Source organism: Longimicrobium sp. (assembly GCF_048594345.1).
Taxonomy (GTDB): Bacteria; Gemmatimonadota; Gemmatimonadetes; order Longimicrobiales; family Longimicrobiaceae; genus Longimicrobium.
On record NZ_JBMDXM010000183.1, the window covers coordinates 1 to 25,122 of the forward strand.

Annotated in this window: 12 protein-coding genes; 3 read left to right on the forward strand and 9 right to left on the reverse strand. The window is 73.2% G+C overall.

What is annotated here, in order from left to right; translation table 11 throughout:
• Positions 1–160 precede the first annotated feature (160 nt).
• The 6 genes from gspM to ACOJUJ_RS19875 form a co-directional block, all read right to left on the reverse strand.
• Entirely contained in the window at positions 161–946 is a 786-nt protein-coding gene (gene gspM, locus ACOJUJ_RS19850) for a type II secretion system protein GspM (protein ID WP_420128641.1), read from the reverse strand.
• Entirely contained in the window at positions 943–2,349 is a 1,407-nt protein-coding gene (locus tag ACOJUJ_RS19855; protein WP_420128642.1) for a PilN domain-containing protein, read from the reverse strand. Before ACOJUJ_RS19855 ends, gspM begins: the two co-directional genes overlap by 4 nt.
• Before the next feature lie 484 nt (positions 2,350–2,833).
• Positions 2,834–4,042: a type II secretion system F family protein gene (locus ACOJUJ_RS19860; RefSeq protein WP_420128643.1), complete on the reverse strand. Its 1,209-nt coding sequence runs from the start codon at positions 4,040–4,042 to the stop codon at positions 2,834–2,836.
• A gap of 9 nt (positions 4,043–4,051) precedes the next feature.
• Positions 4,052–4,492: a type II secretion system major pseudopilin GspG gene (gene gspG, locus ACOJUJ_RS19865; protein ID WP_420128644.1), complete on the reverse strand. Its 441-nt coding sequence runs from the start codon at positions 4,490–4,492 to the stop codon at positions 4,052–4,054.
• A gap of 180 nt (positions 4,493–4,672) precedes the next feature.
• The gene (locus tag ACOJUJ_RS19870; RefSeq protein WP_420128645.1) at positions 4,673–6,163 is read right to left on the reverse strand and encodes a GspE/PulE family protein; all 1,491 of its coding nucleotides are present in this window, start codon (positions 6,161–6,163) and stop codon (positions 4,673–4,675) included.
• Positions 6,160–8,199, reverse strand: a complete 2,040-nt coding sequence (locus ACOJUJ_RS19875; protein ID WP_420128646.1) for a cytochrome D1 domain-containing protein — start codon at positions 8,197–8,199, stop codon at positions 6,160–6,162. Before ACOJUJ_RS19875 ends, ACOJUJ_RS19870 begins: the two co-directional genes overlap by 4 nt.
• Before the next feature lie 989 nt (positions 8,200–9,188).
• Here ACOJUJ_RS19875 and ACOJUJ_RS19880 point away from each other — a divergent pair.
• From ACOJUJ_RS19880 to ACOJUJ_RS19890, 3 genes are all read left to right on the forward strand, one after another.
• A complete protein-coding gene (locus ACOJUJ_RS19880; RefSeq protein ID WP_420128647.1) occupies positions 9,189–9,479 on the forward strand; it encodes a hypothetical protein in 291 nt (96 codons plus the stop codon).
• Between the two features lie 135 nt (positions 9,480–9,614).
• Positions 9,615–9,809 carry a hypothetical protein gene (locus ACOJUJ_RS19885; RefSeq protein ID WP_420128648.1) on the forward strand — a complete coding sequence of 65 codons (195 nt, stop codon included), beginning with the start codon at positions 9,615–9,617 and terminating at the stop codon, positions 9,807–9,809.
• A gap of 266 nt (positions 9,810–10,075) precedes the next feature.
• A complete protein-coding gene (locus ACOJUJ_RS19890) occupies positions 10,076–12,100 on the forward strand; it encodes a PKD domain-containing protein (RefSeq protein ID WP_420128649.1) in 2,025 nt (674 codons plus the stop codon).
• Between the two features lie 597 nt (positions 12,101–12,697).
• On the opposite strand, the gene ACOJUJ_RS19895 is transcribed toward ACOJUJ_RS19890, so the two are convergent.
• From ACOJUJ_RS19895 to ACOJUJ_RS19905, 3 genes are all read right to left on the reverse strand, one after another.
• Positions 12,698–16,036, reverse strand: a complete 3,339-nt coding sequence (locus ACOJUJ_RS19895; protein ID WP_420128650.1) for an amino acid adenylation domain-containing protein — start codon at positions 16,034–16,036, stop codon at positions 12,698–12,700.
• A complete protein-coding gene (locus tag ACOJUJ_RS19900) occupies positions 16,033–20,637 on the reverse strand; it encodes a beta-ketoacyl synthase N-terminal-like domain-containing protein (protein ID WP_420128651.1) in 4,605 nt (1,534 codons plus the stop codon). Before ACOJUJ_RS19900 ends, ACOJUJ_RS19895 begins: the two co-directional genes overlap by 4 nt.
• Positions 20,634–25,122: amino acid adenylation domain-containing protein (locus ACOJUJ_RS19905; protein ID WP_420128652.1), on the reverse strand; the 4,489-nt coding region annotated here is incomplete at its 5' end. The genes ACOJUJ_RS19900 and ACOJUJ_RS19905, both read right to left, overlap by 4 nt.

Genomic DNA, 25,122 nt, shown 5'->3' on the forward strand with positions numbered 1-25,122 from the left:
GGCACCACGCGCGGCATGGCGGCGGCGCGGCGTGGCGCCGGCGCTTCGGGCAGCGGCTCCAGGCGCCGCGCCCGGGCCGCCGTGCCGCCCAGCAGCAGCAGCGAGGCGGCCAGCGCGCCCAGCGCCACGCGGTTGGAGAGGGTCCACCCCGCGAGAATGCTCATCCGTTCGTCTCCCCGGCCGCCGTCGCTTCCTCCGCCCCGGCATCCGGCTCCGTCTCCCGTCCCGCATCCAGCTCGACGTCCGCATCCGGCTCGGCGTCCGCATCCGCCGCGGATCCGGCGGCGGCCTTCGCGTCGGCCCGGTTCGCGGGCTGGGCCAGCGTAAAGCCGGTGGCGGTGAAGCGGAAGGTGATCACCTCGGGCTGCGCGGCGGGGGTGGCGGCGGGCGTGTAGAAGGGCTGGCCGCCGTACGCCGCCTCCGGGGCCGCGGCGGCCGCGCCGCTCCCGGACGCCTCGATGCGCAGCTCGGCCACGTCCACCAGCTTGGGCCCGGCCTCCAGCATCTGCAGAAAGGTCAGCAGTCCCTCCAGGTCCGACTCGCCGCTCACGCCCACGGGGAGCGCGGTGACGCCGCCGCCCGCGTCGCGGCTGGGGCCCGGCTCCACGCGGGTCACGTGGGCGCCGCCCGATCGCGCCAGGCGGCGAAGGTAGCCGGCCACCGCGGCGCTGGCGGCACCGTCGTCGTCGCCGCCCATCAGCCGCGGGGCGGCGGCCAGCAGCTTCTCGGCGCCATCGTCAAAGGCGCGCCGGTAGTCGGCCGTTTCGGAAAGCAGCTCCATCTCGCGCCGGAGCAGCGCGCGGTCCCGCTCCAGCGCAGCCTTGGCCTCGCCCAGCGCGCCCAGGTAGGGAGACACCACCAGCGTCCAGGCGAACGCCGGAACGAGGACGGCCGCGCCCCAGGCGATGGCGCGGCGGTCGCGCGGGGTGAACGCGGGGCGCTTCACCGCGGCCTCCGGTCGTTCGCGCGGGCGCGCTGCAGCAGGGCGGCCACGTCAAAGCGCTCGCCCGCGTCGCCCTGCTCCCAGCGCACCGGCGCCGCCAGCGAGACGCGCGCAAAGGCGGGCGACGCCTCCAGCGCGGGAACCACGGCCGAGGCGGAGCGGGCGACCCCCGCCAGCCGCACCCCGTCCGAGTCCGCCGCCAGGGTGCGCAGGTGCGCCGAGTCGGGGAGGGCACGGGCCAGCGCGGCGATCTCGCGCGTCCACCCCTGCGCCCCGCCCTCCAGCGCCGCGATGGATACCAGCCGGGCGCGCACGCTTTCCACGTTGTTGCGCGCCTGCAGCGCGCTGGCGACCCGCGGGGCGATCTCCCGCCGCCGCGCCGCCACCGCCTCCGATTCGCGCTGGATCCCCTGCAGGTGAAGCCAGGCGGAAAGAAGGAGCATCACACCCGCCGCCGCGGACAGGACCGCCGTCCGCCGCCGCGCCGCCTTGGCCCGCTGGGCGCGGACGGCGTCCGGGAGAAGGACCGGTGCCCGCGCGCCGGCCCGCGCGGCCCCCAGCGCCGCCACGGCCTCCGCCGGGACGCGCTCCACGGCGCCGGCGCGAAGGAGGCGCGTGCCGAACTCCGGGTCTTCCAGAAGCGCCATCCGCACCCCGTCCGCCTGGGGCCCACTGCCGCAGACGGCGATGCCGGTGAGCGCCGCGCCGTCCGCCTCCAGCGCGCGGAGGGCGTCGCCCACGCGGGTGGCGGAAGCCAGGGGCTGAAAGAGGCGCGGGATGCCGTCCTCCACCTGCACCAGGTCCACGGCGTCCGGCGCGCAGCCGATGACCGCCACGCGCCCCCGCCGCGCGGCCGGCGCCAGCGCGCGGGCGCCCTCGGCCAGCGCCACGCCGCCGGGGACGATGCGCCCGATGCGGAACCCCGCCGCCCGGCACGCGGCCGTCACCGCCTCCACCAGCGCGGCGGGCGCGCACCCGGCCAGCGTGGGGACCAGCGCGCCCGTGCGGGAGCCGGGAAGGCGCGCGGCGTCGGCCACCAGCGGCTCGTCGCGCACGGCGAAGTGGCGATGGGCGTTGCGGCGCACCAGGGCGGAAAGCTCCGCGCGGCGCACCGGCGGCAGGGCGATCACCTTGCCGTGCCCCAGCCGGCGCAGCAGCGCCGCGTCCACGCTTCCGCCGCTGACGCCCAGCACGTCGGCCAGCTCGCGCAGCGCGTCCTCCAGCGCCGGCCACGACGACGTTCCCGGCGGCGCCAGCGCGCACTGCAGCACCTCCACGGGGCGCACGCCGGCCACGCCGCGGGCCAGCCGCACCACCGTCAGGTGATCCGGCGCCACCGCCAGCGCCAGGCGCGCCCGCCGCGCGCCTGGCATCCGGCGCGGGGCTTTCGGTTCGGTGTCGCTCATCTGCTTCCTTGCTGCTGCGGAGGGGTCCGGACCGCGGCAATCACGGCGCGGAGCCCGCCTTCACGACGCCTTCGTTTTCTCCACCGTAGCCCGCGGACGGCTCCGCGATCGCGCCTCAAGGGTCCTCAGAGGATGTCGAACCACCTGGACCCTCCCAGTCATCCTGAGGGAGGCGCCGCTCCGCACTCTGCTGATACACAACGCTTTGGCGCCGACCGAAGGACCTTGCCCGCAGAACCAGGAGCCTTGAACGGCTCCCGAGGGCTGGGTCCCGCGCGACCCGACAAAGATCCTTCGGTCGCGCGCAAACTCCCGTGGTTGCGTAAGCTGCGGGTGTGCGCTCCCTCAGGATGACAGTGTGCTTCTTTGGAGACATCAAAGGTTTTCAGCACCCTCTAAGCCTCAGGATGACACCGTGCTTCTGTGGGGACATCGAAGCTTTTTCAGCACCCTCTCAGAATGACGGTTGCCCCGAATCTGGTTATCAGAATCCTTCGGGCTGGATGCCGTAGATGGCCTGCAGAAGCGACAGGGCCACGAAGCCGATCAATCCGCCAAAGAGAACGATCATGGCCGGCTCCACCAGGCGCATCAGGCGCTCCAGACCGCGCTCCAGCTCGCCTTCCATGGCGGCGGCGGCGCGCTCCAGCATGTCGGGAAGCCGGCCGCCCTCCTCGCCCACCTCCACCATCTGCACGAAAAGAAAGGGAAACACGCCGCCGCGCCGCAGCGACGCCCCCAGCCGGTCGCCGGCCCGCACCTCTTCGCGGGCCCGGAAAATCTCTTCGGCCACGGCCGCGTCCGCCTGCGACCCGGCCGCGATCTCCAGCGCCGGGAGGATGGGGAGCCCGCTCCCCAGCAGCGTGGACAGCGTCCGCGCCAGCCGCGCCGACGCGATCCGCCGCCGCAGCGGCCCGATGATCGGCATCGCCAGGAGCAGCCGGTCCACGCCCACGCGCCCCTCCGGCGTGCCGCGGATGGCGGAGACCACGAGCGCCAGGACGAGCGGCGCCAGCATGAGCGCCCACCACCACCGCCGCACGAACGCGCCGGCGGCGAGAAGGAGCGCGGTGGACGCGGGGAGCGCCGAGCCCGTGTCCTCCAGCAGCGTGACGAAGCGCGGCAGGACGTAGGCAAAGAGCACCGCCAGCGCCACCGCGCCCACCGCCACCATCACCGCCGGGTAGATGAGCGACGACACCAGCCGGGCGCGCAGGGCCTGCTCGCGCTCCAGCTGCACCGAAAGCCGGTCAAGCGCCTGGGCCAGGTGCCCGCCCCGCTCCCCCGCGCGCACCATCCCCACGGCAAAGCGGGGGAAGATGCGGGGATGCGCGGCCAGCGCGTCATCCAGCCGGGTGCCGCCGCGCACGCGGTCGCGCACGTCCGTCACCGCCACCGCCACGTCGCGGCGCGCCACCACGCGGGCCACAGAGGTGAGCGCGCGGTCCAGCGGAAAGCCCGACTCCATCAGGATGGCCAGGTATCGCACCGCCTCCACCACGTCGCCGCGGCGCGAGCGAAAGCCGGAGCGCCGGCCCTCGCCCGCGGTGCGCGCCGTCGCGGGCGCAACCTCCAGCGGATACAGGCCGCGCTGCCCCAGCACGCGCTCCAGCGCCGCGGGGCTCTCGGCCTCTTCCACGCCGCGCACGGTGCGGCCGGCCGCGGTGGCGGCGCGGTAGGCGAACGGCGGCACGCCGCGGCCCTACTTCCAGCCCAGAAGGTCCGCGTCGTCGCCGGTGCCGCCCTCACGGCCGTCGCGGCCCAGCGTGAGCAGGTCGTACCCTTCCGGGTTCGCCGTCCCCGGCGAGCGGTAGATGTACGGCCGGCCCCAGGGGTCCAGCGGCACGTTGTGCTTCTTGAGGTACGGCCCGCGCCAGTCGCGCGGCGCGGGGGGGGCGGCGGGGCGCGTGTTGAGCGCCGCCAGCCCCTGCTCCGTCGTGGGGTACTGGTCGTTGTCCAGGCGGTAGGCGTCCACCGCCGCGCCCAGCATCTCCATCTGCGTCTTGGCCGTGGTGTCCTTGGCGCGCCCCACGTGCCGAAAGACGTTGGGCGCCACCAGCGTGGCCAGCAGGGCGATCACGATGATCACCACCAGGATCTCCACCAGCGTGAACCCGTCCCGGCTGCGCATCCTGTGCATCATCGTCTCACCCGGCGAAAGTGCGGACTGATGGAACGGCGGAACCGCGGATCGTCACGAGCCGGGTGTCCGGGCGGTGCGGACGCGGAAGGACGCCGCCGCGCGCCCGGCTCCCGCGTCGTCCCGAGACGGACCGCCGGCCTCGATCGGGACGGGGCTTCGCCTGCGGGGAGAACGTCCTTCTCACGAGACCCGCACCACCTCGTCGGGCGTGGTAAGGCCGGCGGCCACCTGCCGCCAGCCGTCCGCGCGCAGGGGGCGCATGCCGCGCTCCAGCGCCACCCGGCGCAGCGCGTCGGCGTCGGGGCGGCGCAGCAGCTCGGCGCGGATGGCGGAGTCGACGGTAAAGAGCTCGTACAGCCCCGTCCGCCCGCGGTACCCCGTGTTGCGGCAGCGCGCGCATCCGCGGCCCACGCGGATTCGGTCGCGGGCGAATCCCGCCTCCGCCATCTCCCGCGCAACGGCGGGGTCCGGCGCCACCTCGCGGGCGCAGTGCGCACACACCTTGCGCACCAGCCGCTGCGCCATCACCCCTTCCACGGTGGACGCCACCAGGTAGTCCGGGACGCCCAGGTCAACCAGGCGCGTCAGCGCGCCGGGCGCGTCGTTGGTGTGCAGCGTGGAAAGCACCAGGTGGCCGGTGAGCGCCGCCTGGATGCAGATCTCCGCCGTCTCGGGGTCGCGCATCTCGCCCACCAGCAGAACGTCGGGGTCCTGGCGAAGGATGGAGCGCAGCGCGCGGGCAAAGGTGAGCCCCACGCGCGTGTTGACCGGCACCTGCGCCACCCCGGCCAGCTCGTACTCCACCGGGTCCTCCACCGAGACGATCTTTTCGCGCCCCGTGCGCACCCGGTCCAGCAGCGCGTAGAGCGTGGTGGTCTTTCCGCTCCCCGTGGGCCCCGTGGAAAGGAGGACGCCGTGCGGGCGCGCGGCGAAGCCCAGAAGGGTGGCCAGCGTGTCGGCGCCCATCCCCAGCCCTTCCAGGTCGATGCGCTGCCCCTCCGTGTCCAGAAGACGCAGCACCACCGACTCGCCGTGCAGCGTGGGCAGCGTGCTCACCCGCACGTCCAGCTCGCGCTCCGCCGTGCGCAGGCGCACGCGCCCGTCCTGCGGAAGGCGCCGTTCGGCGATGTCCAGCTCGGCCATGATCTTGAGGCGGCTGACCACCGCGGAGCGCAGGTGCGGCGGCGGGGCGGGTGCCTGCTGCAGCACCCCGTCGATGCGGTAGCGCACCCGCATGGAGCGCGCTTCGGCCTCCAGGTGTACGTCGCTGGCGCCCGACTCCACCGCCTCGGCCAGGAGCAGGTTGACCAGCCGCACCACGGGCGCCTGGTTGGCCATCTCCTCCAGGTCGTGCGCCAGCCCCTCGCCGTCGTCGCCGGCGCCGCCGGCCGATTCCAGGTCCGCCACCAGCCCGGCGGCCGTGTGGTCGCCGCGGGCGCACGCCCGGCGGATGTCCTCCAGCAGCTCGTGCTCGGGCACCTGCCTGAGCGCGGCCGGGGCGCCGAATAGCACTTCCAGCTCCGCCACCGCCTGCGGGTCGGGGCGGCCGCAGACGGCCACCACCAGCCGCCCGTCCTCGCGCCCCAGCGGAAGAAGGCGGTTCTCCTCCAGGTACGCCTGGGTGAGCGTTTCCCCCAGCCCGGCCAGCGCGGCGAAGCCGGTGCCGCTCACGGCCTGGCCTCGACCGTGGCCGCGGAGCCGTCGCGCAGCCCCACGCCGCGCGAGGGGATCTCGTACGCCGTGTAGTAGACCCCCGCCTCGGGGATCTGGAACTCGGCCTCGTACACGCCCCCGCCCACCGCCCGCGCCGGCACCCGCTGCTGCCATCCGCTGGTGGCGGCCAGCTGCACCTGCACGTCCTGCAGCCCCTCCAGCTCCGTCCCCGCGCGGGTGTCCATCACCCGAAAGCGCAGCCGGGTCGTCCCCACCCCGATGGTGCGCGACTCGGGCTGCACGCGCACCGCGTCGGCCGTGCGCAGGGCGGGGTCCACGTCCACCGTAAAGGGGTGGCATCCGAGCGCGTACGGCTCGGGGTTGCGCAGCACCAGCTCGTACGCGCCGGGGCGGTCCATGCGCACCGTGGCGGCGTACGTCCCCGGCTCCACCTCGCGCAGGTGGCGCGAGACGGTGCGGATGGCGCGGGGGGTAAAGCCGTAGGTGGTAAGCCCGCCGTGGGGAACGGGCATCCCCTCCATGTAGTGGTAGGAGTAGATCATCCGCTCCCGGGGGTTGGCCACGTAGATGGCGTCGTGCATCCCCGGCTGCGAGATGAGCACCGCCCCCAGCGAGTCGCCGGCGATGGCCCCCGGCACGTCGTTCCCCGCGGGAAAGTAGTCGTGCGGGCCGATGGCGCCCGACGTGGGATTGGCCAGCGGGATCATGGCCACCGACGGCGTGCCGGCCGCGCGGACGTAGGCGAACTGCGAGGTGAACGCCACCTGGTCCGGCTCCGGCGCGCCGCTCAGCGTGCGGATGGTCTTCTTCTGCTCCAGGTCGTAGATCTGCAGCGTCCCGGCGCGCGGGTTCAGCACGAACGCAAGGCGTCCGTAGCCGGGACCCGACGCGTGCGCCGCGCCGCCGGCCGGCGCGGCGCCGTGGCCACCGTGCGCCTCCCCCGGTCCAAAGCGGATGGCGCGGATCCCCGCGTCGAAGGGGATGCGCTCCGCCACCGTGCGCGTCGCGGGGTCCACCACCGCCACGGTCCCATCCCCCTCGTTGACCACAAAGGCCGCCCCGCGCGCCGCCGACCACGCCACGTCCACCGGCGCCTGCCCCGTCGCCACCTCGCCCAGCCTGGCCAGCGTGCGCGCGTCAAAGACGGTCAGCGTCCCCGCCGCCCGCGCCGTCACGAAAGCCAGCGCCCCGTCGTCCGAAAAGGCGATGGCGTGCGGCCCCGCGCCCACGGAAAGCGTGCGCACGACGGACATCGCCTCCGCGTCCACCACGCTGAGGGCCGCACGCTCCGGAGACTCGTCCGAGATCCACACAAAGCGCCCGGCGGGGTCGATGGCCGCGCGGGTGGGCCGCCGCCCCGCGTCGATGCGGCGCACCACGCGCCACGAATGCGTGTCGATGACGGAAACCACGCCCGAGTCGGGCGAGGTGACGAAGACCCGGCTGTCGTCCAGGGTCGACGCCCAGTCCGCGCCGGGGCTGGGAAGCGAGATGGCGGTGAACAGCCGGGTGCGCCCGAAGCCCTTTACGGGGTCGATGACGGCGATGGCGTTGGACCGCGCCATGACCATCAGGTAGTGCCCGTTCAGGTCTTCGACCGGGGTGACGATGCTGATCTGGCCGTGCTTTACGTGAAGCGAGGCCTCGTTGAAGGTGGCCACCTTCTGCCGGCACTGCTCCAGCGGGGTCTGGTCGGTCTCGCGGCGCACGTCCACCCACGCCGTGGGGCGCAGCCCCGTGGCCGGGCGGCCCGTGGCCGGGTCGGTCAGGCGAAGCCGCAGCTCCACCACCTCGCGCTCGCGCACGTGCCGCGCGGCGTCGGGCCCGCGCGCGACGAAATCTCCGCGGAGCACGGTGACGCGCGCGGAGTCGGCCGCCGCGGGGGCGGAAAGTGTGGGGCGCATCGCCGGCGCGCCCTGCGGCGGCGGCTGGGGATGCGAGTGCTGCTGGGCGGCTCCCGGACGCGGGAGCGCCAGGACAAGCGCCGCGGCGACGGCAGACGCGGCATGGCGGGGCTGGCGGACAGAACGCACGGGCTCACCTCCTGGGGACTTCTCTCGCCGGCCGCGACTCCGCCCGCGGATCCGTGTCTTCGTGCCTATTCGTGACCTGTTAGGAACGCATCAAAATACCTGTGTCGGCTGAACCTTCGATCCGCTTCGCAACTGTCCCGCCACGGCGGAAGCATTACAGAAGCAGACGATGCATGCAAATGTTTCTCTGCAGGCTGGAAGCTAAAAAGAAAGTCCGAAACGCGCTAGAGCCTGGGCCAGCAGGAGCCAAGCGAGTGCGACTGTTGCGTCAAAGCGTTGTAGTTGAGAGACTTGTACACTGTGGAAGGGATCGTGACGCATACGTGTGTTTACCGCATTGCGGCCGCCTCTTTTCCCGCCGAGCAGGTGTGTCGGGTGATCGAAAGATCAGGAGGCAGGGAAACGGGTAGTGCAGCATGATCCGGGGATGGAACGAGCCGGATGTACGTCGCACGAAAAGTCTCTTTGTGTGTTTCTGCGGGGTGGAATATCCATCGATGGCGGCATCGTCTACAACGAAAGCCGCGACCGGAGGAAAGGGAGGAACCGAGTTGACCCCGGCGTCTCCGGGACGAGGGTGCGCGTCCGCGGGAAGATGGGGCCTCACACAGAGTCAACAGGGTCAACAGAGTTTGCTCGTGGCGTTGCCTCCACTTGCGGGTGAAGCCGGGTTCCCACGTGTCGGGTGCAGGTGAGGGATGTCGACGAGGCACGCTCTTTTGTAGAGGTGTCGGTAACGGGAAGTAGATGGAATGCGGCAGGGGGCCATGAGAATTTTTTTGAGAAAGGTGTAGATCGATGGTTGGTCCCGGAGCGCACCGGAACCCCGTCGATCACTCCACCTGATGCGCGATCTGGAGAACCCTCCCCCACTCCGCGGCCGGACGTTCGGGGATGATGGGGCGAAGCGAATCTTCTGGCGGCCGCGGCGCGTACATCGCACGGACGCAGGACCTTGCACCCTCATTCCGATTTGGAGACGACGCGCCATGGAAGGCATTCTCGCCCTGATGATCCCCGTTCTCGCGATGGCCACCGGCTTTGTGGCCGTGCTGCGCATGCCGCCGGAAAAGCTGGGGCGCGGGCGCCGTGGGCAGACCGTGGTCGACGTGTCGCAGACGGTGGCGCTGATCGACGAGGTGGCGCAGCTTCGCGAGGAGCTGGCGCGGACCAACGAGCGGCTGGACTTCGCCGAGCGGCTGCTGATGGATCCCGCCCCCGCGGCGCGCCGGGCCGTCTCTGCCCCGGCTGCCGGCGCCACGCAGACGTCGGCCGTTTGACGCTGGAGGGTGCGACAAGGCCCTGGGCGCCGCGCGCAGCCGACGGCGCGGTGTGGAACGGAGATTGAGTCAGGATCTTTCGAGACAACGATCGCGGGCCACCGGTGGCCCGCGCTTTCACATCGACGAGGCCCCATGGAACCACAGGACAACAAGAAGCTGGCGCTGGGCAAAGCCGTCAGCGCGCACGAACTGGCTGAGGCCGCGCTGAACGACCTTACCAAGGACGCTCCGGATCCACGCTACGAAGCGATGGCGGCGCGCATCCGCCAGAACATCGAAGAGCTGAAGGCCGACGCCGCCACCAGCAGCCCCGCCGACCGCGTCTGAGCCGCCGGTCCACCGCCCCGCCCGGGCGGTGGATGTCGCGCCACCAGACACCTTCCGTCCCGCCAGAGGACGGCCGGAACAGGAAGGCGGAAACGGAACGGTACACTTCCGGAGGCGCAACGTATTCTCCTTTCATCCGTTAGCGAATCCCATCCCTCGCCCGCACGGTTTTTGCGAAAAGCCGTGCAGTCCCACCCCTTGCCCTGCCGGCCGACGGGAGAGTCCCCTCCCGCCACCGTGACCCACGCCGCACCCGCGATCACCCCATGCGAGCTGCCGTCGCATCCACCCGGCTCGTCCTGCTTTCGCTGCTGCTGGCCGCCTGTACGGACCAGCCCACCGAACCGTACATCACCCTTCCGCCCGCGCCCGCGCAGTCCGACGCGCTGGCGTGCAACGTGGACGTGCGGGCACTCAAGGTCGGGTGCGACCCGTCCATCAGCGGGGGCGTGTTCGCCTTTGCGGGCGCCGCGGGGCCGCGCATGCAGATCATCGGCGGGCAGGGGATCAACGTGCGGCTCACCTCGTCCAACATCTCGTACGATTCCGTCGCCGAGATCTTTCGCGTGGACGTGACCGTGCAGAACCTGACCACGGGATGGCTGGGCACCTACCACGGCGACGACGTAGCGGGCATTCACGTCTTCTTTCAGACCGAGCCTGTGACCACCGCGGGCCAGGGCGAGCCGGGCACCGCCAACACCGACGGCGCCGACGCCTTTACCGCCACCCAACAGGTGTACTACAAGTACGCGCAGGTGCTGGAGCCGGGGGAAACGACCCGGGCGCGCACCTGGGAGTTCCACGTGCCCCGCACCGTACAGAACTTCGGGTTCTCCGTCTACGTGGAGGCACCGCTGATCCCCGGTCCCACGCCGCCGGAGTACGGCATCTGGCAGCAGATGAGCTCGGGCTTCGGCAACGCCTGCGGACTGGTCGTGGACGGACGCGCCTTCTGCTGGGGGCGTTCGTACGAGGGGGCGCTGGGGTACGGCGGCAAGCGCAACTTTACCGACCCGGTCGCGGTGGCGGGCGGGCACCGCTTCACCACCATCAGCACCGCCGGCCACAGCTGCGCCGTCACCAACAACCACGACGCGTACTGCTGGGGCAGCAACGACGTGGGGCAGATCGGCGCGCCCCCCACGGTGATCGTGGAGGGCAAGCCCATCGGCAACACGCGGCACAACCCGGCGCCCTCGCTGGTGCTGGGCGGGATTTCGTGGAAGACGGTGGACGTGGGCCCCGGCTTCAGCTGCGGGCTTAGCCGCGACGGCGAGCCGTACTGCTGGGGCGGCAACGGCGACGGGCAGCTGGGCACCGGCTCCAACCAGGATCGCGGGGCGCCCGCGGCGGTCATGGGCGGGCACGTCTTCACCAGCATCGTGGCGGGGACGGCGCACGCGTGCGGGCTCAAGAGCAACGGCGAGGTGTGGTGCTGGGGGAACAACCGCTACCGCGCGCTGGGCACCGCCTCGGCCGAGACGTGCGGGCCGGAGTACATGCGCTACGACTGCGCCCTCGTCCCCGTCCGCGCCGACACCGAAGTGCCCTTCGTGGCGCTGGACGCCGGCGGCGACTTTACCTGCGCGCTCTCGGCGAGCGGCGTGGCGTACTGCTGGGGGCGCACGCTGATCATTGCGTCGGACGATTCCAATCCCCCGCTGTCGGTGCCCGTCCCCACGCCGGTGCCCACGGACGAGCGCTTCGCGAAGGTGTTTGCCGGCGGCAGCCAGGTGTGCGGGCTGCGGCAGGACGGCCAGGCGTTCTGCTGGGGGAGCGGGACGATCAACCCGTACGGCGGGGTGACCGAGGTGGCGCCGGGGTTCCGCTGGCGCGAGCTGCGCCCCGGCCACAACGCCTTTCGCTGCGGCGCCACGCTGGCCACGGGCGAGGGATACTGCTGGGGCCAGGAGAACACCGGGCAGCTGGGCAACGGCGGGCATCACGAGGAGTACTACTTTACCGACCCGCAGCGCATGGCGGCGCTGCACGTCCGCGACATGCCGCCGATCGCCGGGTTCTCGCCGCTCATCGGCGGCCGCGAGGTTTCGGCGGTCATCTACGAGCCGCTGTGGAACGCCGACAGCCCCCTGTACTCCGACGACGACTTTGGCCTGGTGAAGTTCTACTGGTCGTACGGCGACGGGGCCACGTCCGAGGGCCGGGTAGCGCGGCATTCGTACGCGAAGAACGGCACCTATCCCGTCACGCTGACGGTTGAGGATACGGCCGGGCAGCGCGCCATGTACACGGAGTGGGTGACGGCCTACGCCTGGGAAGGCGAGTAGCGCGCCGGCCGGGCTGCCGCCGAGCTTCAGAGTCCCAGGGATTTGCCTCACACGGGGTCAACGGAGTCAACAAAGTTTTTCTCCATTGACTCCGTGCCGCACAGGTACCAGAAGCGGAAGGAATCGCCCGGGGCTAGCACGGCCATAATATGATACCGAATCCGGCAAAACACCTCACCTCAAGTCGGACTACTGAAAACAGAGGTCAGGGTACAGAGGAACAGAGACCAGCCAGAGGAACAGAGGAGGAATGCGGATCACCTCTGTTCCTCTGGCGGTTCCCGGCTCCTCTGTACCTTCCAATGTTGTTTTTCCGGATTCGGTATAAGCCCCGCCCTGGGCTCGAGGAGCTCGCCCGGCGGGGCTTCACCCCCTCGCGTCAGCCGCGCCCGTGCCTCGGCGGCAGGGTCGATCGCGACGACGTGTATCCACCGCACGGCACCCGCGGAACGCATGCGGTTGAAGCCCCATTTTGCGAGGAACGAGCAAAGACGGGGCTTATGGCACTTCTAGCCCCGGGCTTCAGCCCGGGGTGGTCGGCGAGGCGAGCCTATTCTTGCGCCTTCGGTGGTGGCGGCAGGCAATCATCCAGATCGGTCAGTCCATGCCGAGAAGCTTCATCACCTCGTCGTCCGACAGTCCCTCCAACTGCGCCAGCGCGTCGGCGAGGTCCGACTCCTCCACCCGCGCCAGCACCAGCTTCTCCACGCGGGACGCCAGGCCGGCCACCGTGGTTCTTTCGAAGAGTGCGCGAAGGGGCAGCTCCACGGCGAACGTCTCGCGCACGCGCGATACCACGCGCGTCGCCAGCAGCGAGTGCCCGCCCAGCGCAAAGAAGCTTTCCTCCACGCCCACCCGCTCCAGCCGCAGCACCTCGGCCCAGATCCCCGCCAGCACTTCCTCCGTCGGCGTGCGCGGCGCCACGTACCGCCCCTCCGCGGCGGCGAAGTCCGGCGCAGGCAGCGCCTTGCGGTCCAGCTTGCCGTTGGGCGTGAGCGGCAGCGCCCCGAGCGCCACGTACGCGGCGGGCACCATGTAGTCCGGCAGCCGCTCCGACAGGTGCGCCCGCAGCACCTCCGCGCCGGGGGCCGCATCGCCCACCACGTACGCCACCAGCCGCTGGTCGCCCGGCGCGTCCTCGCGCACCAGCACCACCGCCTCGCGCACGGCGGGGTGCTCCGCCAGGCGCGCCTCGATCTCGCCCGGCTCAATGCGGAAGCCGCGCACCTTCACCTGCTCGTCCAGGCGCTCCAGGAACTCCAGCGCCCCGTTGGGCCGCCAGCGTACCCGGTCGCCCGTGCGGTACAGCCGCGCGCCCAGCTCCCCGCCGAACGGGTCGGGGAGAAAGCGCTCCGCCGTAAGCCCCGGCCGCCCCAGGTAGCCGCGGGTTACCCCCGGGCCCGCGACGTACAGCTCGCCCGGCACCCCCACGGGCCGCGGGCGCAGCGCCGGATCCAGCACGTAGACGCGCGTGTTCGCCATCGGCCGCCCGATGGGCACGACCGCTTCCCCGCCCCGGACCGCGTGGGCGGCGGACCAGACGGTCGTCTCCGTGGGCCCGTACAGGTTGACCAGGCCGCCCGGCAGCACGGCATGGATCTGCTCCGCCAACCCGGCCGGCAGCGCCTCGCCACCCAGGAAGATGCGCTCCAGCCCCGACAGCGCCTCCACCCCGGACTCCGCCACCATCATCGCCGCGAGCGACGGCGTGCACTGCAGGTGCGTGACACCGTGGCGCCGGACGGAGCGCGCCAGCGTCCCCTCCTCGCGCGCCTGCTCCGGGTCGGGATGCACCACCACACGAAAGCCGCGCGCCAGCGTCCACAGCAGCTCCACGACGTGGATGTCGAACCCGATGCGCGTGACCGCCAGCCACGTTCCCGGGACCGGCCCGCCGACGACCGGGTCCATCCCCACGAAGAAGTCCGCCGCGTTGGCGTGCGTGACCACCACGCCCTTGGGCCGGCCCGTGGAGCCGGAGGTGTAGATCACGTACGCCGCGTTCCGCGGGACGGCGGAGGTCCGCGGCGCCTCCGCGGTCTCCGCCGCGATCGCGCCGGCGTCCCCGTCCACCAGGACGACCCGCGCCCCGTCACCGGCAAAGCGCCCGCGCAGCGACGACTCCGTGACCAGCAGCCGGGCGCCCGCGTCGTCCAGCATGTATGCCAGCCGCGCGGCGGGGTAGCCGGGATCGAGGGGGAGATACGCCGCCCCCGCCTTGAGCACGGCCAGCAGCGCGACGACCATGTCCGGCCCCCGCCGCAGGCAGACCCCCACCCGCGCCTCCGGCCCCGCGCCCAGGCGGACGAGGTGGCGCGCCAGCCGGTTGGCGCGCGCGTCCAGCTCACGATAGGTAAGCGACTCGTCCTCGAACACCACCGCCACCGCGTCCGGCGTCCGCGCCGCCTGCGCCGCGATCAGCGCATGGAGAAGCCCGTCGGGGGACGGGGCCGCCGCCGTGTCGTTCCACGTCTCCAGCACCAGGCGGCGCTCCGTCTCGTCCAGCAGCTCCACCGCCGAGAGGGGCGCGTCGGGGCCGGCGGCCAGCAGCGCCAGCAGCCGCTCCAGGTGGCCTGCCATCCGCCGGGCGGTCCCCTCGTCGAACAGGTCCGTGGCGTACTCCAGCGAGCCGGACAGGCCGTGCGCGTGGGGGCGCAGGGCGAGCGTAAGGTCGACCTGCGTGGTGTCCGGCTGCTCGCCGCCCAGCGGCTCCACCCGGAGCCCGCCCGCGCCCGCGCCGGCACCCGTGGGGGCGGGCGGAAGCTCGTCCAGCAGGAACAGCACCTGGTAGAGGGCGGAGTGGCTGAGGCTGCGCTGGGGGCGCAGCTCCGCCACCACCCGCTCGAACGGCACCTCCTGGTGCTGGTAGGCGTCCAGCGCCGTCTCGCGCACCCGGTCCACCACCGCGCGAAAGGCCGGGTCGCCGGACAGGTCGGTGCGCAGCACCAGGGTGTTCAGAAAGGGCCCGATCAGCCCCTCGATCTCCCGGCGCGAACGCCCCGTCACCACGATCCCCACCGAAACGTCCGGCGTTCCCGCGTACCGGGCCAGCAGCACCTGAAAGGCCCCCAGGAGCACCATGTGCAGCGTCGCGCCCTGGTCGTTGGCCAGCGCGCGAAGGCGATCCAGCACCCCCAGCGGCGCCTCTACCGGCACCCTTGCGCCGCGAAAGGAGGCGACCGGGGTCCGCGGCCGGTCTGTGGGCAGCTCCAGCAGCTCCGGCGCGCCCCCCAGCTTGCGGCGCCAGTACGCCAGGTGCCGCTCCTCGGCGGACAGCGGCTGCGAGCGCTGCCAGGCCGCGTAGTCGGCGTACTGCACGGGGAGCGGCGCCAGGGGGGAATCCCACCCTTCGCGGTACGCGTCGTACAGCACGGGAAGCTCGCGCAGGAACACCCCCATGCTCCACGCGTCGCCCACGATGTGGTGCATCCCCACCAGCAGCACGTGGTCGCCGGCATCCATCCGCAGCAGCGAGGCGCGGAAGACCGGCCCCGCTCCGAGGTCGAAGACGTGCGCCTGCTCGCGGGCGACGCGCGCCCGCAGCCGCGCCTCGCGCTCCGCGGGGGGAAGGCCGGAAAGGTCCTCCGCCGGAAGCGCGAAGCCGGTGAAGGGGGCGACCACCTGGACGGGAACGCCGTTCACCTCGCGAAAGGTGGTGCGAAGCGCGTCGTGCCGGCGCACGACCTCGGCGAGGGCGCGCTCCAGCACCGCCGGGTCCGGCGCGCCCGGAAGCCGCAGGGCGGCCACCAGGTTGAACGTCGTCAGCCCCGGGAACATCTGGTCCAGGAACCAGAGCCGCTCCTGGGCAAAGGAGAGCGGCGCGTCCTCCGTCCGCGCGCGGGGAACGATGGGCGCCGCCTGGTAGCGGCCCCGCAGGCGGGCCTCGCGCAGCGCGCGCTTGGCCGGGGACAGCTCGGAAAGGCCCGGCTGCGTCATCTCACCCCTCCCACGGCCGGGTCCGGGACGCCACCCACACCGGCCAGCGCGGACTCGGCCTCCTCGTCGCTCATCTCCCCCAGCTCCAGCAGGATCGCCTCGTCCACCAGCCCGGCCAGCCCGGCGACGGTGGGCGCCTCGAAGATCGCGCGCAGGGGAAGATCCACCTGAAACGTTTCGCGCACCCGGGCAAGGACCCGCAGCCCCAGCAGGGAGTGCCCCCCCAGCTCGAAGAAGGAGTCGGCCGTCCCGATCTCCCGGATCCCCAGCAGCTCGCGAAAGATCCCGGCCAGAAGCTCCTCGGCCTCGCCGGTGGGCTCCAGGTACTCGCTGGCCAGCGCCGGACGGGCGTGCAACTCCACCTCCGGGACGGCGCCGCCGCCGTCGGCCGGGGCAGAACCGGGCCGCCGCGGGTTCCGGATGCGCTCCAGCCGCGCGTGCAGATCCTGCGGCGAAACCACCACCCGCGGCTCGCCGGCCAGGGCGGCCAGCGTCTCGAACACCCGCACTCCGTCGCCGCGCGGGATGGCCCCCTCGGCGAGGGCGGCGGAGCTTCCCTCCTCCTCCCAGCGGTCCCAGCTCACGCTGCTCCAGCGCCGCCCCCGGGCCGCGCTCCGCTCGGCCCAGGCATCGCCCAGCACGAACCCCGCGGTGGCCGCGGCCAGCCCCGGCCCGCCGAAGACCGAAAAGATGGAGTTCTGCAGGAGGAGGAAGTCGAGCGGAAGCTCCGCCGTGGCCTCGTCCAGCGCGGCCAGCTCGCGCATCAGGCGGGCCAGCTCCAGCCCGGCCGCGGCGGAGCGCGCCTCGGCCAGCGGGGCGGAATCGCCCCCCACGCCCTGGGCGGCGTGAACCACGCCGTTCAGCTCCCCGAACGCCTCCACGGCCGCCGCCACCGCGCCGCGCACCGCCGCGGGGTCGCGCGCGTCGGCGCGGAGCAGCAGGGGCGCGCAGCCACGCGCCTCGGCGGCAAGGATGCCCCGCAGCGTCTGGCCGGCCACCCCCCCGCCGCCGGGTGAGGCAAGGACGGCGTCCCACGACTCGCGCTCCGGAACGGACGGGTGCACCACCACGGCCAGGCGCGCCCCCAGCCCCGCCAGGTGCTCGGCCAGCACCCCGGTGCCCGCGGGCATCCCCCCGGAAAGAAGGTAGGCGCCCCCGGGGCGGAACGTCGCGGCGCCCGCGCCACGGGGCGCGGCTTCATGGTCCAGCACCCAGCGCCGCGGACCGCGCAGCGCCACGGCGGTGTCCGCGTCGTCGGCGGTGGCCTCGGCCAGCAGCTGCTCCACCAGGCGCGCGTCACCGGGGGCGGCGGGGCGTACGTCCACCGTGCGGCAGACGACGTGCGCCAGCTCCTGCGGGAGGGCCAGGCAGGGGCCCAGCACGGTGGCGCGCTCGGGGCGGACGCCCTCGCCGCCGGCCACGTCGCGCACCTCCTCGGTGGCCACCAGGAGCCGGAACGGCCCTCCGTCCGCCTCGCGCGCGAAGGTCGCCGCCAGGGCGGCGACGGTGGCGTACCCGCGCGCGTGCGCCCGGGCGAACGCCTCCGGACCCTCCCCGCCCTCCGGGTCGATCCCCCAGAGGACGATCGCCTGGCGGGGACGGACCCCCGCGGCCTCCAGGGCGTCGCGCAGCGCGGCCAGGTCGTCCGCGGAGCCCGGGCGCACGGTGTAGCCGCGGTCGCCCGAACGGGCGAAGCCTTCTCCGGGCTCCGCCACCACCACCGTGTGCCCCAGCGTCTCCAGCCGCCCGGCCAGCCGCCCGCCGATCCCCAGCTCGTCCGCCAGCACCAGCCACTCCGCGGCCTCCGCGGGGGGGCGGGCGGGGAGCGGAGCGCGCCGCCAGACGGGGAGGTACATCCACCCCGCCGGACCGGACCCCTTCTCCCCCGTCGCTCCCCCGCGCCGCGCCGGGGCCGCCCCCGACCCCGGCTCCACCCAGTAGCGCTCACGCTCGAACGGGTAGGTGGGGAGCGGGACACGCCGCAGCCGCTCGTGCGCATGCACGGCCTCCCAGTCCACCGGCGCGCCCGCGGCCCAGAGCCGGCCGGCCGCGGCCAGGAGGTAGGCGTCGTCGGGGTGGCGCTCGTAGCGGTGGCGGAGGGCGATGGCCAGCGAAGGCGGCGTGTCGCCCCAGCAGTCGATGTTCATGGCCAGCCCGCCCACGGTGTTCCCCGGGCCCACCTCCAGGAAAAGGCGGGAGCCGCCGCGGGCGACCGTCTCCACCCCGGCGGAGAAAAGGACCGTCTGCACCAGGTGCCGCGCCCAGTACGCCGGGTCGGTGGCCTCCTCGGGGCGAATCCAATCCCCGGTCACGTTGGAGGCAAAGGGGATGCTGGGCGGGGCGAGCCGCACCCCGCGCAGAAGCTCCACCAGGCGCTCCGCCACCGGCGCCATCATCGGCGAGTGGTAGGCGTGCCGGGCGGGGAGCCGCCGCACGCCCACCTTGCGCGCCTCCATCTCCGCCTGCAGCGCGTCCACGTCCGCTTTGGGACCGGACACCACGCTGATCCAGGACGCGTTGTGGGCGCCGATCGCCATCCCCTCGCGCAGGTAGGGAAGGGCCTCCTCCCTGGGAAAGGGAAGTCCCATCATCCCCCCCGGCGGGGTTTCCTCGATCAGCCGGGCCCGCTCGGCCACCAGCATCAGCGCGTCTTCCAGCGACCACACCCCCGCCACCGTGGCCGCCACGTACTCGCCCAGCGAGTGGCCGACCATGGCCTCGGGGTGTACCCCCCAGCTCATCCACAGCCGCGCCAGGGCGTACTCGGTCACGAAGAGCGCCGGCTGGGCCAGCCGGGTGCTCTCCAGCGGCCCCATCTCGTCGTCTCCGCCGGCGCGACCCAGCATGGCGCGCAGGTCCAGCCCGCCGGGGGCACCGGCGTCCGGCGCCGGCTCCTCCGCGGGGTACAGGGCGTCGCGCAGGTCCATCCCCAGGTACGGGCGCAGGATCTGGGCGCAGCGGTCCACCGTCTCGCGGAACAGGGGCTCGGTCTCGTAGAGCCCCTTTCCCATCCCCGGGTAGTGGTTGCCCAGGCCGGGGAAAAGGAAGGCGACGGGCTGCCCGCCCTCCGGCGCCGCCGCGTCGAAGACCTGTCCGGGAGCGCGGGAGGTCAGCAGGCGCGCCGCGCCGTCGCCGTCGCGCGCCACCAGCGTGCGGCGGTGCGCGAACGCCTTGCGCCCCGTCTGCAGCGTCCAGGCGACGTCCGCCAGCGCCTGCTCGGGGTGGGCGCGCAGGTGCGCGGCCAGCCGGTCGGTGGCCGCCTCCAGCGCGGCCGGGGTGCGGGCGGAGAGGGGGAGAAGGTGCCATTCACGCGCCGGGGCAGACGGCTCCCGCGGGGGCGCCTCCTCCAGCACCACGTGCACGTTGGTCCCCCCGATCCCCAGCGAGGAAACCCCGGCGCGCCGGGGACCGCCATCGTCGCCCGGCCAGGGGAGCAGGCCGGTATTGACGAAGAAGGGAGAGGCGGCGAAATCGATTTGCGGGTTGGGCGTTTCAAAGTGGAGCGTGGGAGGCACCTGGCCGTGCTCCAGGGCAAGGACCGCCTTGACGAACCCCGTCACCCCCGCCGCGGCGTCCAGGTGGCCCACGTTGGTCTTGACCGAGCCCAGGGCGCAGAACCCCGTGCGCTCCACCTCCCCGAACGCCCGGACGAGGGCGGCCACCTCCACGGGGTCGCCCAGCTCGGTGCCGCTTCCGTGGGCTTCCACGTACCCCACCGTCTCCGGGTCCACCCCCGCCATCGCCAGCGCCTCCTCCACCACCTCGGCCTGTCCCTCCACGCTGGGGGCGGTGAATCCCACCTTCTGGGCGCCGTCGTTGTTGATGGCGGAGCCCAGGATCACCGCGCGTATCGGGTCGCCGTCGGCCAGCGCGTCGGCCAGCCGCCGCAGCACCACCACCCCGATCCCGCTCCCGGTGACGGTGCCGGCGGCGCGGGCGTCGAAGGCGCGGCAGAACCCGTCGGGCGACGTGATCCCCCCCGGGGTGTAGCGATGCCCCGTCTGGAACCCCACCCGCACGCCCCCCGCGACGGCCATGTCGCACTCGCCGGACGCCAGCGCCTGGCACGCCAGGTGAATGGCCACCAGCCCGGTGGAGCACGCCGTCTGCACGTTGAGCGCGGGGCCGCGCAGGTCCAGCTTGTAGGAGGCGCGCGAGGGAAGAAAGGTCCGCTCGTTCAGCAGCTCCAGCGCAAAGTGGCCCGCCGACTCCACCACGTCGGGGCGGGTGAGGAGGTTGAAGGCCAGGTAGTCGCTGCGCGCCGACCCGGCGTAGACCGCCACCGCCTCGCGCTCGCTCCCCGGGACGTGCCCCGCGTTCTCCAGCGCCTCCCAGGCAGTCTCCAGGAACAGGCGCTGCTGCGGGTCCAGCATCTCCGCGTCGCGCGGGCTGAAGCCGAAGAAGGCGGCGTCGAAGCGGTCGATCCCCTCCAGCACCCCCGCGGCGCGCACGTGCGCCGGATCGTCCCCTTCTTCCGCGTCGAAGAAGGTGATGGAGTGAACTCCGTCGCGCAGGTTTTCCCAGAACCGCTCCACGTCGGCCGCGCCCGGGAAGCGTCCCGCCATCCCGATCACCGCCACGGCCCCGATTGGATCGCTCACGTATCGTCTCCCTGGTATGTCGTTGCCCCGCTCTGCCCCGCCAGCGCCCGGCGAAGGGCGGCACGGTCGCGCCCCCGCCTCCGGTTCCCCTCCACGCCGGCCCGCGGCCCCCCGGCGTCCTCCACCCCGCCCCCCAGGTGCTCGGCCAGCGCCGCCACCGTGGGAAAGCGGAAAAGGTCGACGATCGAGACCTTTCGGTCCAGCGTCTCGCGAAGGCGCGTCTGCACCTTCACGAGCAGGAGGGAGTGCCCGCCGAGGTCGAAGAAGTTCTCGTTCACCCCCACCCGCGCGCGCTCCAGCACCTGGGCCCAGATCTCCGCCAGCGCCGCCTCAAGGGGGCGGCGCGGCGCCACGTAGCCCGTCTCGCCCGCAGCCAGCTCCGGCGCCGGCAGCGCCCCGCGGTCAAGCTTGCCGTTGGGGGTCAGCGGCAGCTGCTCCAGCACCACGACCGCCGCCGGCACCATGTACTCCGGCACGCTCTTCCGCAGGTGCTCCCTCAGCTCCTCCGCCTGGGCGCCACCCGCGACGTAGGCCACCAGCCGCGGTTCTCCGGACGGATCCTCGCGCACGATCACCTGTGCCTCGCGCACCCCGGCGTGCCGCCTGAGCACGGCCTCGATCTCCCCCGGCTCGATGCGAAAGCCGCGGATCTTGACCTGCGCGTCCACCCGTCCCAGAAACTCCAGCGTTCCGTCCGCCCGCCAGCGCACCCGGTCGCCGCTGCGGTACAGCCTTGCACCCGGCTCCGCGGCAAAGGGGTCGGGAACAAAGCGCTCCGCGGTCAGCGCCGGGCGGCCCTGGTAGCCGCGCCCCACCGCCGCGCCGCCGATGAGCAGCTCGCCCGGAACGCCCGCCGGCTGCGGACCCCCCAGCGCGTCGCAGACGTACAGGCGCACGTTCGCCAGGGGACGGCCGATCGGGTGCCCCTCCACGCGCCCGTCCGCCGGCACCAGGTGCGCGGAGGCCATGACGGTTCCTTCGGTGGGGCCGTACAGGATGTGCGTTTCCGCCCCGGGAAAGGCCTCGCGCATCTCCGCCAGCAGGCTGGCCGAAACCCGGTCGCCGCCCACCAGGGCGCGCCGCACCCGCCCCAGCCGGGGCGTCTCGCGCTCCGTCTGGGCGATCTGCCGCATCAGCGCGGGGACGGCGTGCACCATGGTGATGTCCGCGATCTCCTCCAGCATGGCGGGGACGTCCGGCACCCGCTCGCGCGCCACCAGGCGCACCGCCGCGCCGGCGGTGAGCGGCACCACCACTTCCAGGAGCCAGATGTCGAAGGCGTACGAGGCCAGCGCCGAGGTCACGTCGCCCGGGCCCACGCCGAACGCTTCGCGCGAGGCGGCCAGCAGGTTGGACAGGGAGTCGTGCTGCACCAGCACCCCCTTGGGGCGGCCCGTGCTCCCCGACGTGTAGATGACGTACGCCAGGCTCGCGGCGGACGCGGGCGGCTCCGACGCCGCGTCCGGTGCCGTCTCCGCTGGGGTATCCGGAAGCTGGTCGATGCGGACGAGGGTAGCCCGGTGCTCCGGCAGCGCTCCGGCCGTGCTCTCCGTAACGACCACCACCGGAAGCGCGGCGTCGGCGATGATCCACGCCAGGCGATCCGCCGGGTAACCCGGATCCAGCGGAACGTAGGCGCCGCCCGCCTTCCAGATGCCCAGCACGCCCACCAGCAGCTCGGGCGTGCGCTCCATGCACAGGCCTACGGGCGTCTCCGGCCCGACGCCCAGGCCGCGCAGCTGCCGGGCGAGGGCCGCCGCGCGCCGGTCCAGCTCGCCATACGTTACGGCCTCCCCGCCGTCCAGGAGGGCGACGGCTTCCGGAGCGCGGCGCGCCCACTCGGCGAACAGCGCGGGGGCCGGGGGATCGGCGTACGCGCGCGCCGTCTGGTTCCACGTCGTGAGCACCAGCTCGCGCTCGTCCGCCGCCAGCAGATCCAGCCTCGATAGATGCACGTCCGCGTCGGCGGCGACCTGCTCCAGCACCCGTTCCAGGTGCCGCACCATGCGCACGATCGTACCGCGCTCAAACAGGTCGGTGCTGTAGTTCAACCCGCCGCGCAGGCCCTGGGCGGTCGCGGCCAGCGTGAGGGAAAGATCGAACTTGGCGCTGGCGAACTCCGCTCCGACCGCGCTCACGCCCAGCCCCGGAGGCGCGCTTCCCCCGCCCTCGTTGTTCTGCAGCGCGAACATCACCTGAAAGACGGGCGAGTGGCTCAGGCTGCGCTCCGGCTGCAGCTCGGCCACCAGCTTTTCGAAGGGCACCTCCTGGTGTGCGTAGGCGCCCAGCGTGGCCTCCCGCACCCGCCGCAGGGTTTCGCGGAAGCTGGGATCACCCGAAAGGTCGGTGCGCAGCACCAGCGTGTTGACGAAAAAGCCGATCAGCGCCTCGGTCTCCTTTCTCGTCCGCCCGGCGATGGGGCTTCCCACGACGATGTCCTCGCTCCCGCCGTACCGGCTCAGCAGCACCGTGAAGGCGCCCAGCAGCATCATGTACAGCGTGGAGCCCTCGCGGCGTCCCAGCGCCTGCAGCCGCTCCAGCAGCTGGACGGAGAAATCCACCGGGACCGTCGCGCCCCGGTAGGTCTGCACCGGGGGGCGGGGATGGTCCGCCGGCAGCTCCAGCAGCTCGGGTGCACCCGCCAGGCGCTCCCGCCAGTACGAGAGCTGCCGATCCAGGCCGTCGCCCGCCAGCTGCTCCCGCTGCCACACGGCGAAGTCCGCGTACTGCACCGCCAGCTCCGGCAGCGGCGACGCACGCCCCTCGCGGTATGCCGCGTACAGCGCCGACATCTCGCGGAACAGCACCCCCATGCTCCACCCGTCGCTGACGATGTGGTGCATCCCGAGCAGCAGCACGTGATCTTCGGCGCCCAGCCGCAGCAGCGCCGCGCGGAACAGCGGTCCCGCCGCCAGGTCGAACGGCCGCGAAGCTTCGTCGCCGGCGCGCAGTGCGATCGCCGCCTCGCGATCCGCCTCGCTCAGCGCCGACAGATCCTCCACCGGCAGGACGAACCCGCCGAAGGGGGCAATCACCTGCACCGGCGCGCCGTCCACATCGGCAAAGACGGTCCGCAGCGCCTCGTGACGCCGGACGATCTCACCCAGGCTCCGCTCCAGCGCCACCTGGTCCAGCGCGCCCGTCAGGCGCAGCGCGGCGGGGAGGTTGTAGGTGGCGCTGCCCGGCTCCAGCCGGTCGATGAACCACAGCCGCTCCTGCGCAAACGACAGCGGCAGCGGCGAGCCGTCGCGCGGCACCGCTACCAGCGGCGGGGCCGCGGCATCTCCGCCAGTCTCGGCCCGCAGCGCGTCCAGGCGGCTGACCAGCTCCGCCAGCGTGGGCGCCTCGAACACCACGCGCAGCGGCAGCTCGGTCCGGAACGCCTCGCGCACCCGCGACACCAGCTGCGTGGCGAGCAGCGAGTGCCCGCCCAGGTCGAAGAAGTGGTCTTCCGCCCCCACCCGCTCCACGCCCAGCACCTCCGCCCAGATCCCGGCCATCCGCTCCTCGGCCGGCGTCCGCGGCGCTACGTACGTCCCCGCGGCCGAGCCGGTGTCGGGCGCGGGCAGAGCACCGCGATCCACCTTGCCGTTGGGGGTGACGGGGAACGACTCCAGCACTACGAAGGCGCTGGGCACCATGTACTCGGGCAGCCGGGCGCGCGCCGCCTCGCGAAGCGCGGGGACCAGCGCGCGCATGCGGCGGCCCCACTGCGGATCGTTGGCGTACGTCTCCCACGGCCGCTCCCCATCCACCTCCGCGGGAAAGCGCGCGACGCCGCCCGCGGGGTGGAAGAGCACGTCCAGCGTCCCCGGCGCGCCCGGGCGCACCTCCACGGCACGACCCATCTCCTCGCCGAGCGCGAACAGCGCCTCGGGGGCGATTCCGCCCGCGGCCTCGGCCGCGTGTGCGCGCAGGACCGCCGCGCTCCCCGCATCGCCACCAGCCGATACCAATTCGTACGCGCGGGCGTGCTCCCGCACCCGCGCGTCCGGCACACCACGAACAAGCAGCGCCGACGTGCTCCCCTCCGCCAGTACCCGCAGGCCGGCCGCGTCTTCCCCGCCCCACTCGCGGACGACTGGTGCCACGGCCGCGTGATCTGCGTCCAGGTGCAGCACGACGTCGTAGCGGAAACGGGAGACCTCGTTGTCGTACTCGCCGCGCTTTACCTGCACTTCGACGCGGCCGAGGCGCGGCATCCGCACCCGCACCGCCTCGAAGAGCGCCGGATCCAGCAGCAGCTCCTGCTCTTCCGCCACCCCGCGACGCACCCGGTCCCGCAGCCGCTCGACGGACAGGTCGTCGGACGCGCGCGTCAGTTCCACCGACGCGTGGAAGGCGCCCGCCAGCGGCAGGCTGCGCACGTCGCCCAGGAAGATGCGCCCGCCCGGCCGCAGCGCCGCCGCGGCACCGTCCAGCACGCGCAGCAGGTAATCCAGGTCCGGGAAGTACTGCGCGACGGAGTTGACGATCACCACGTCG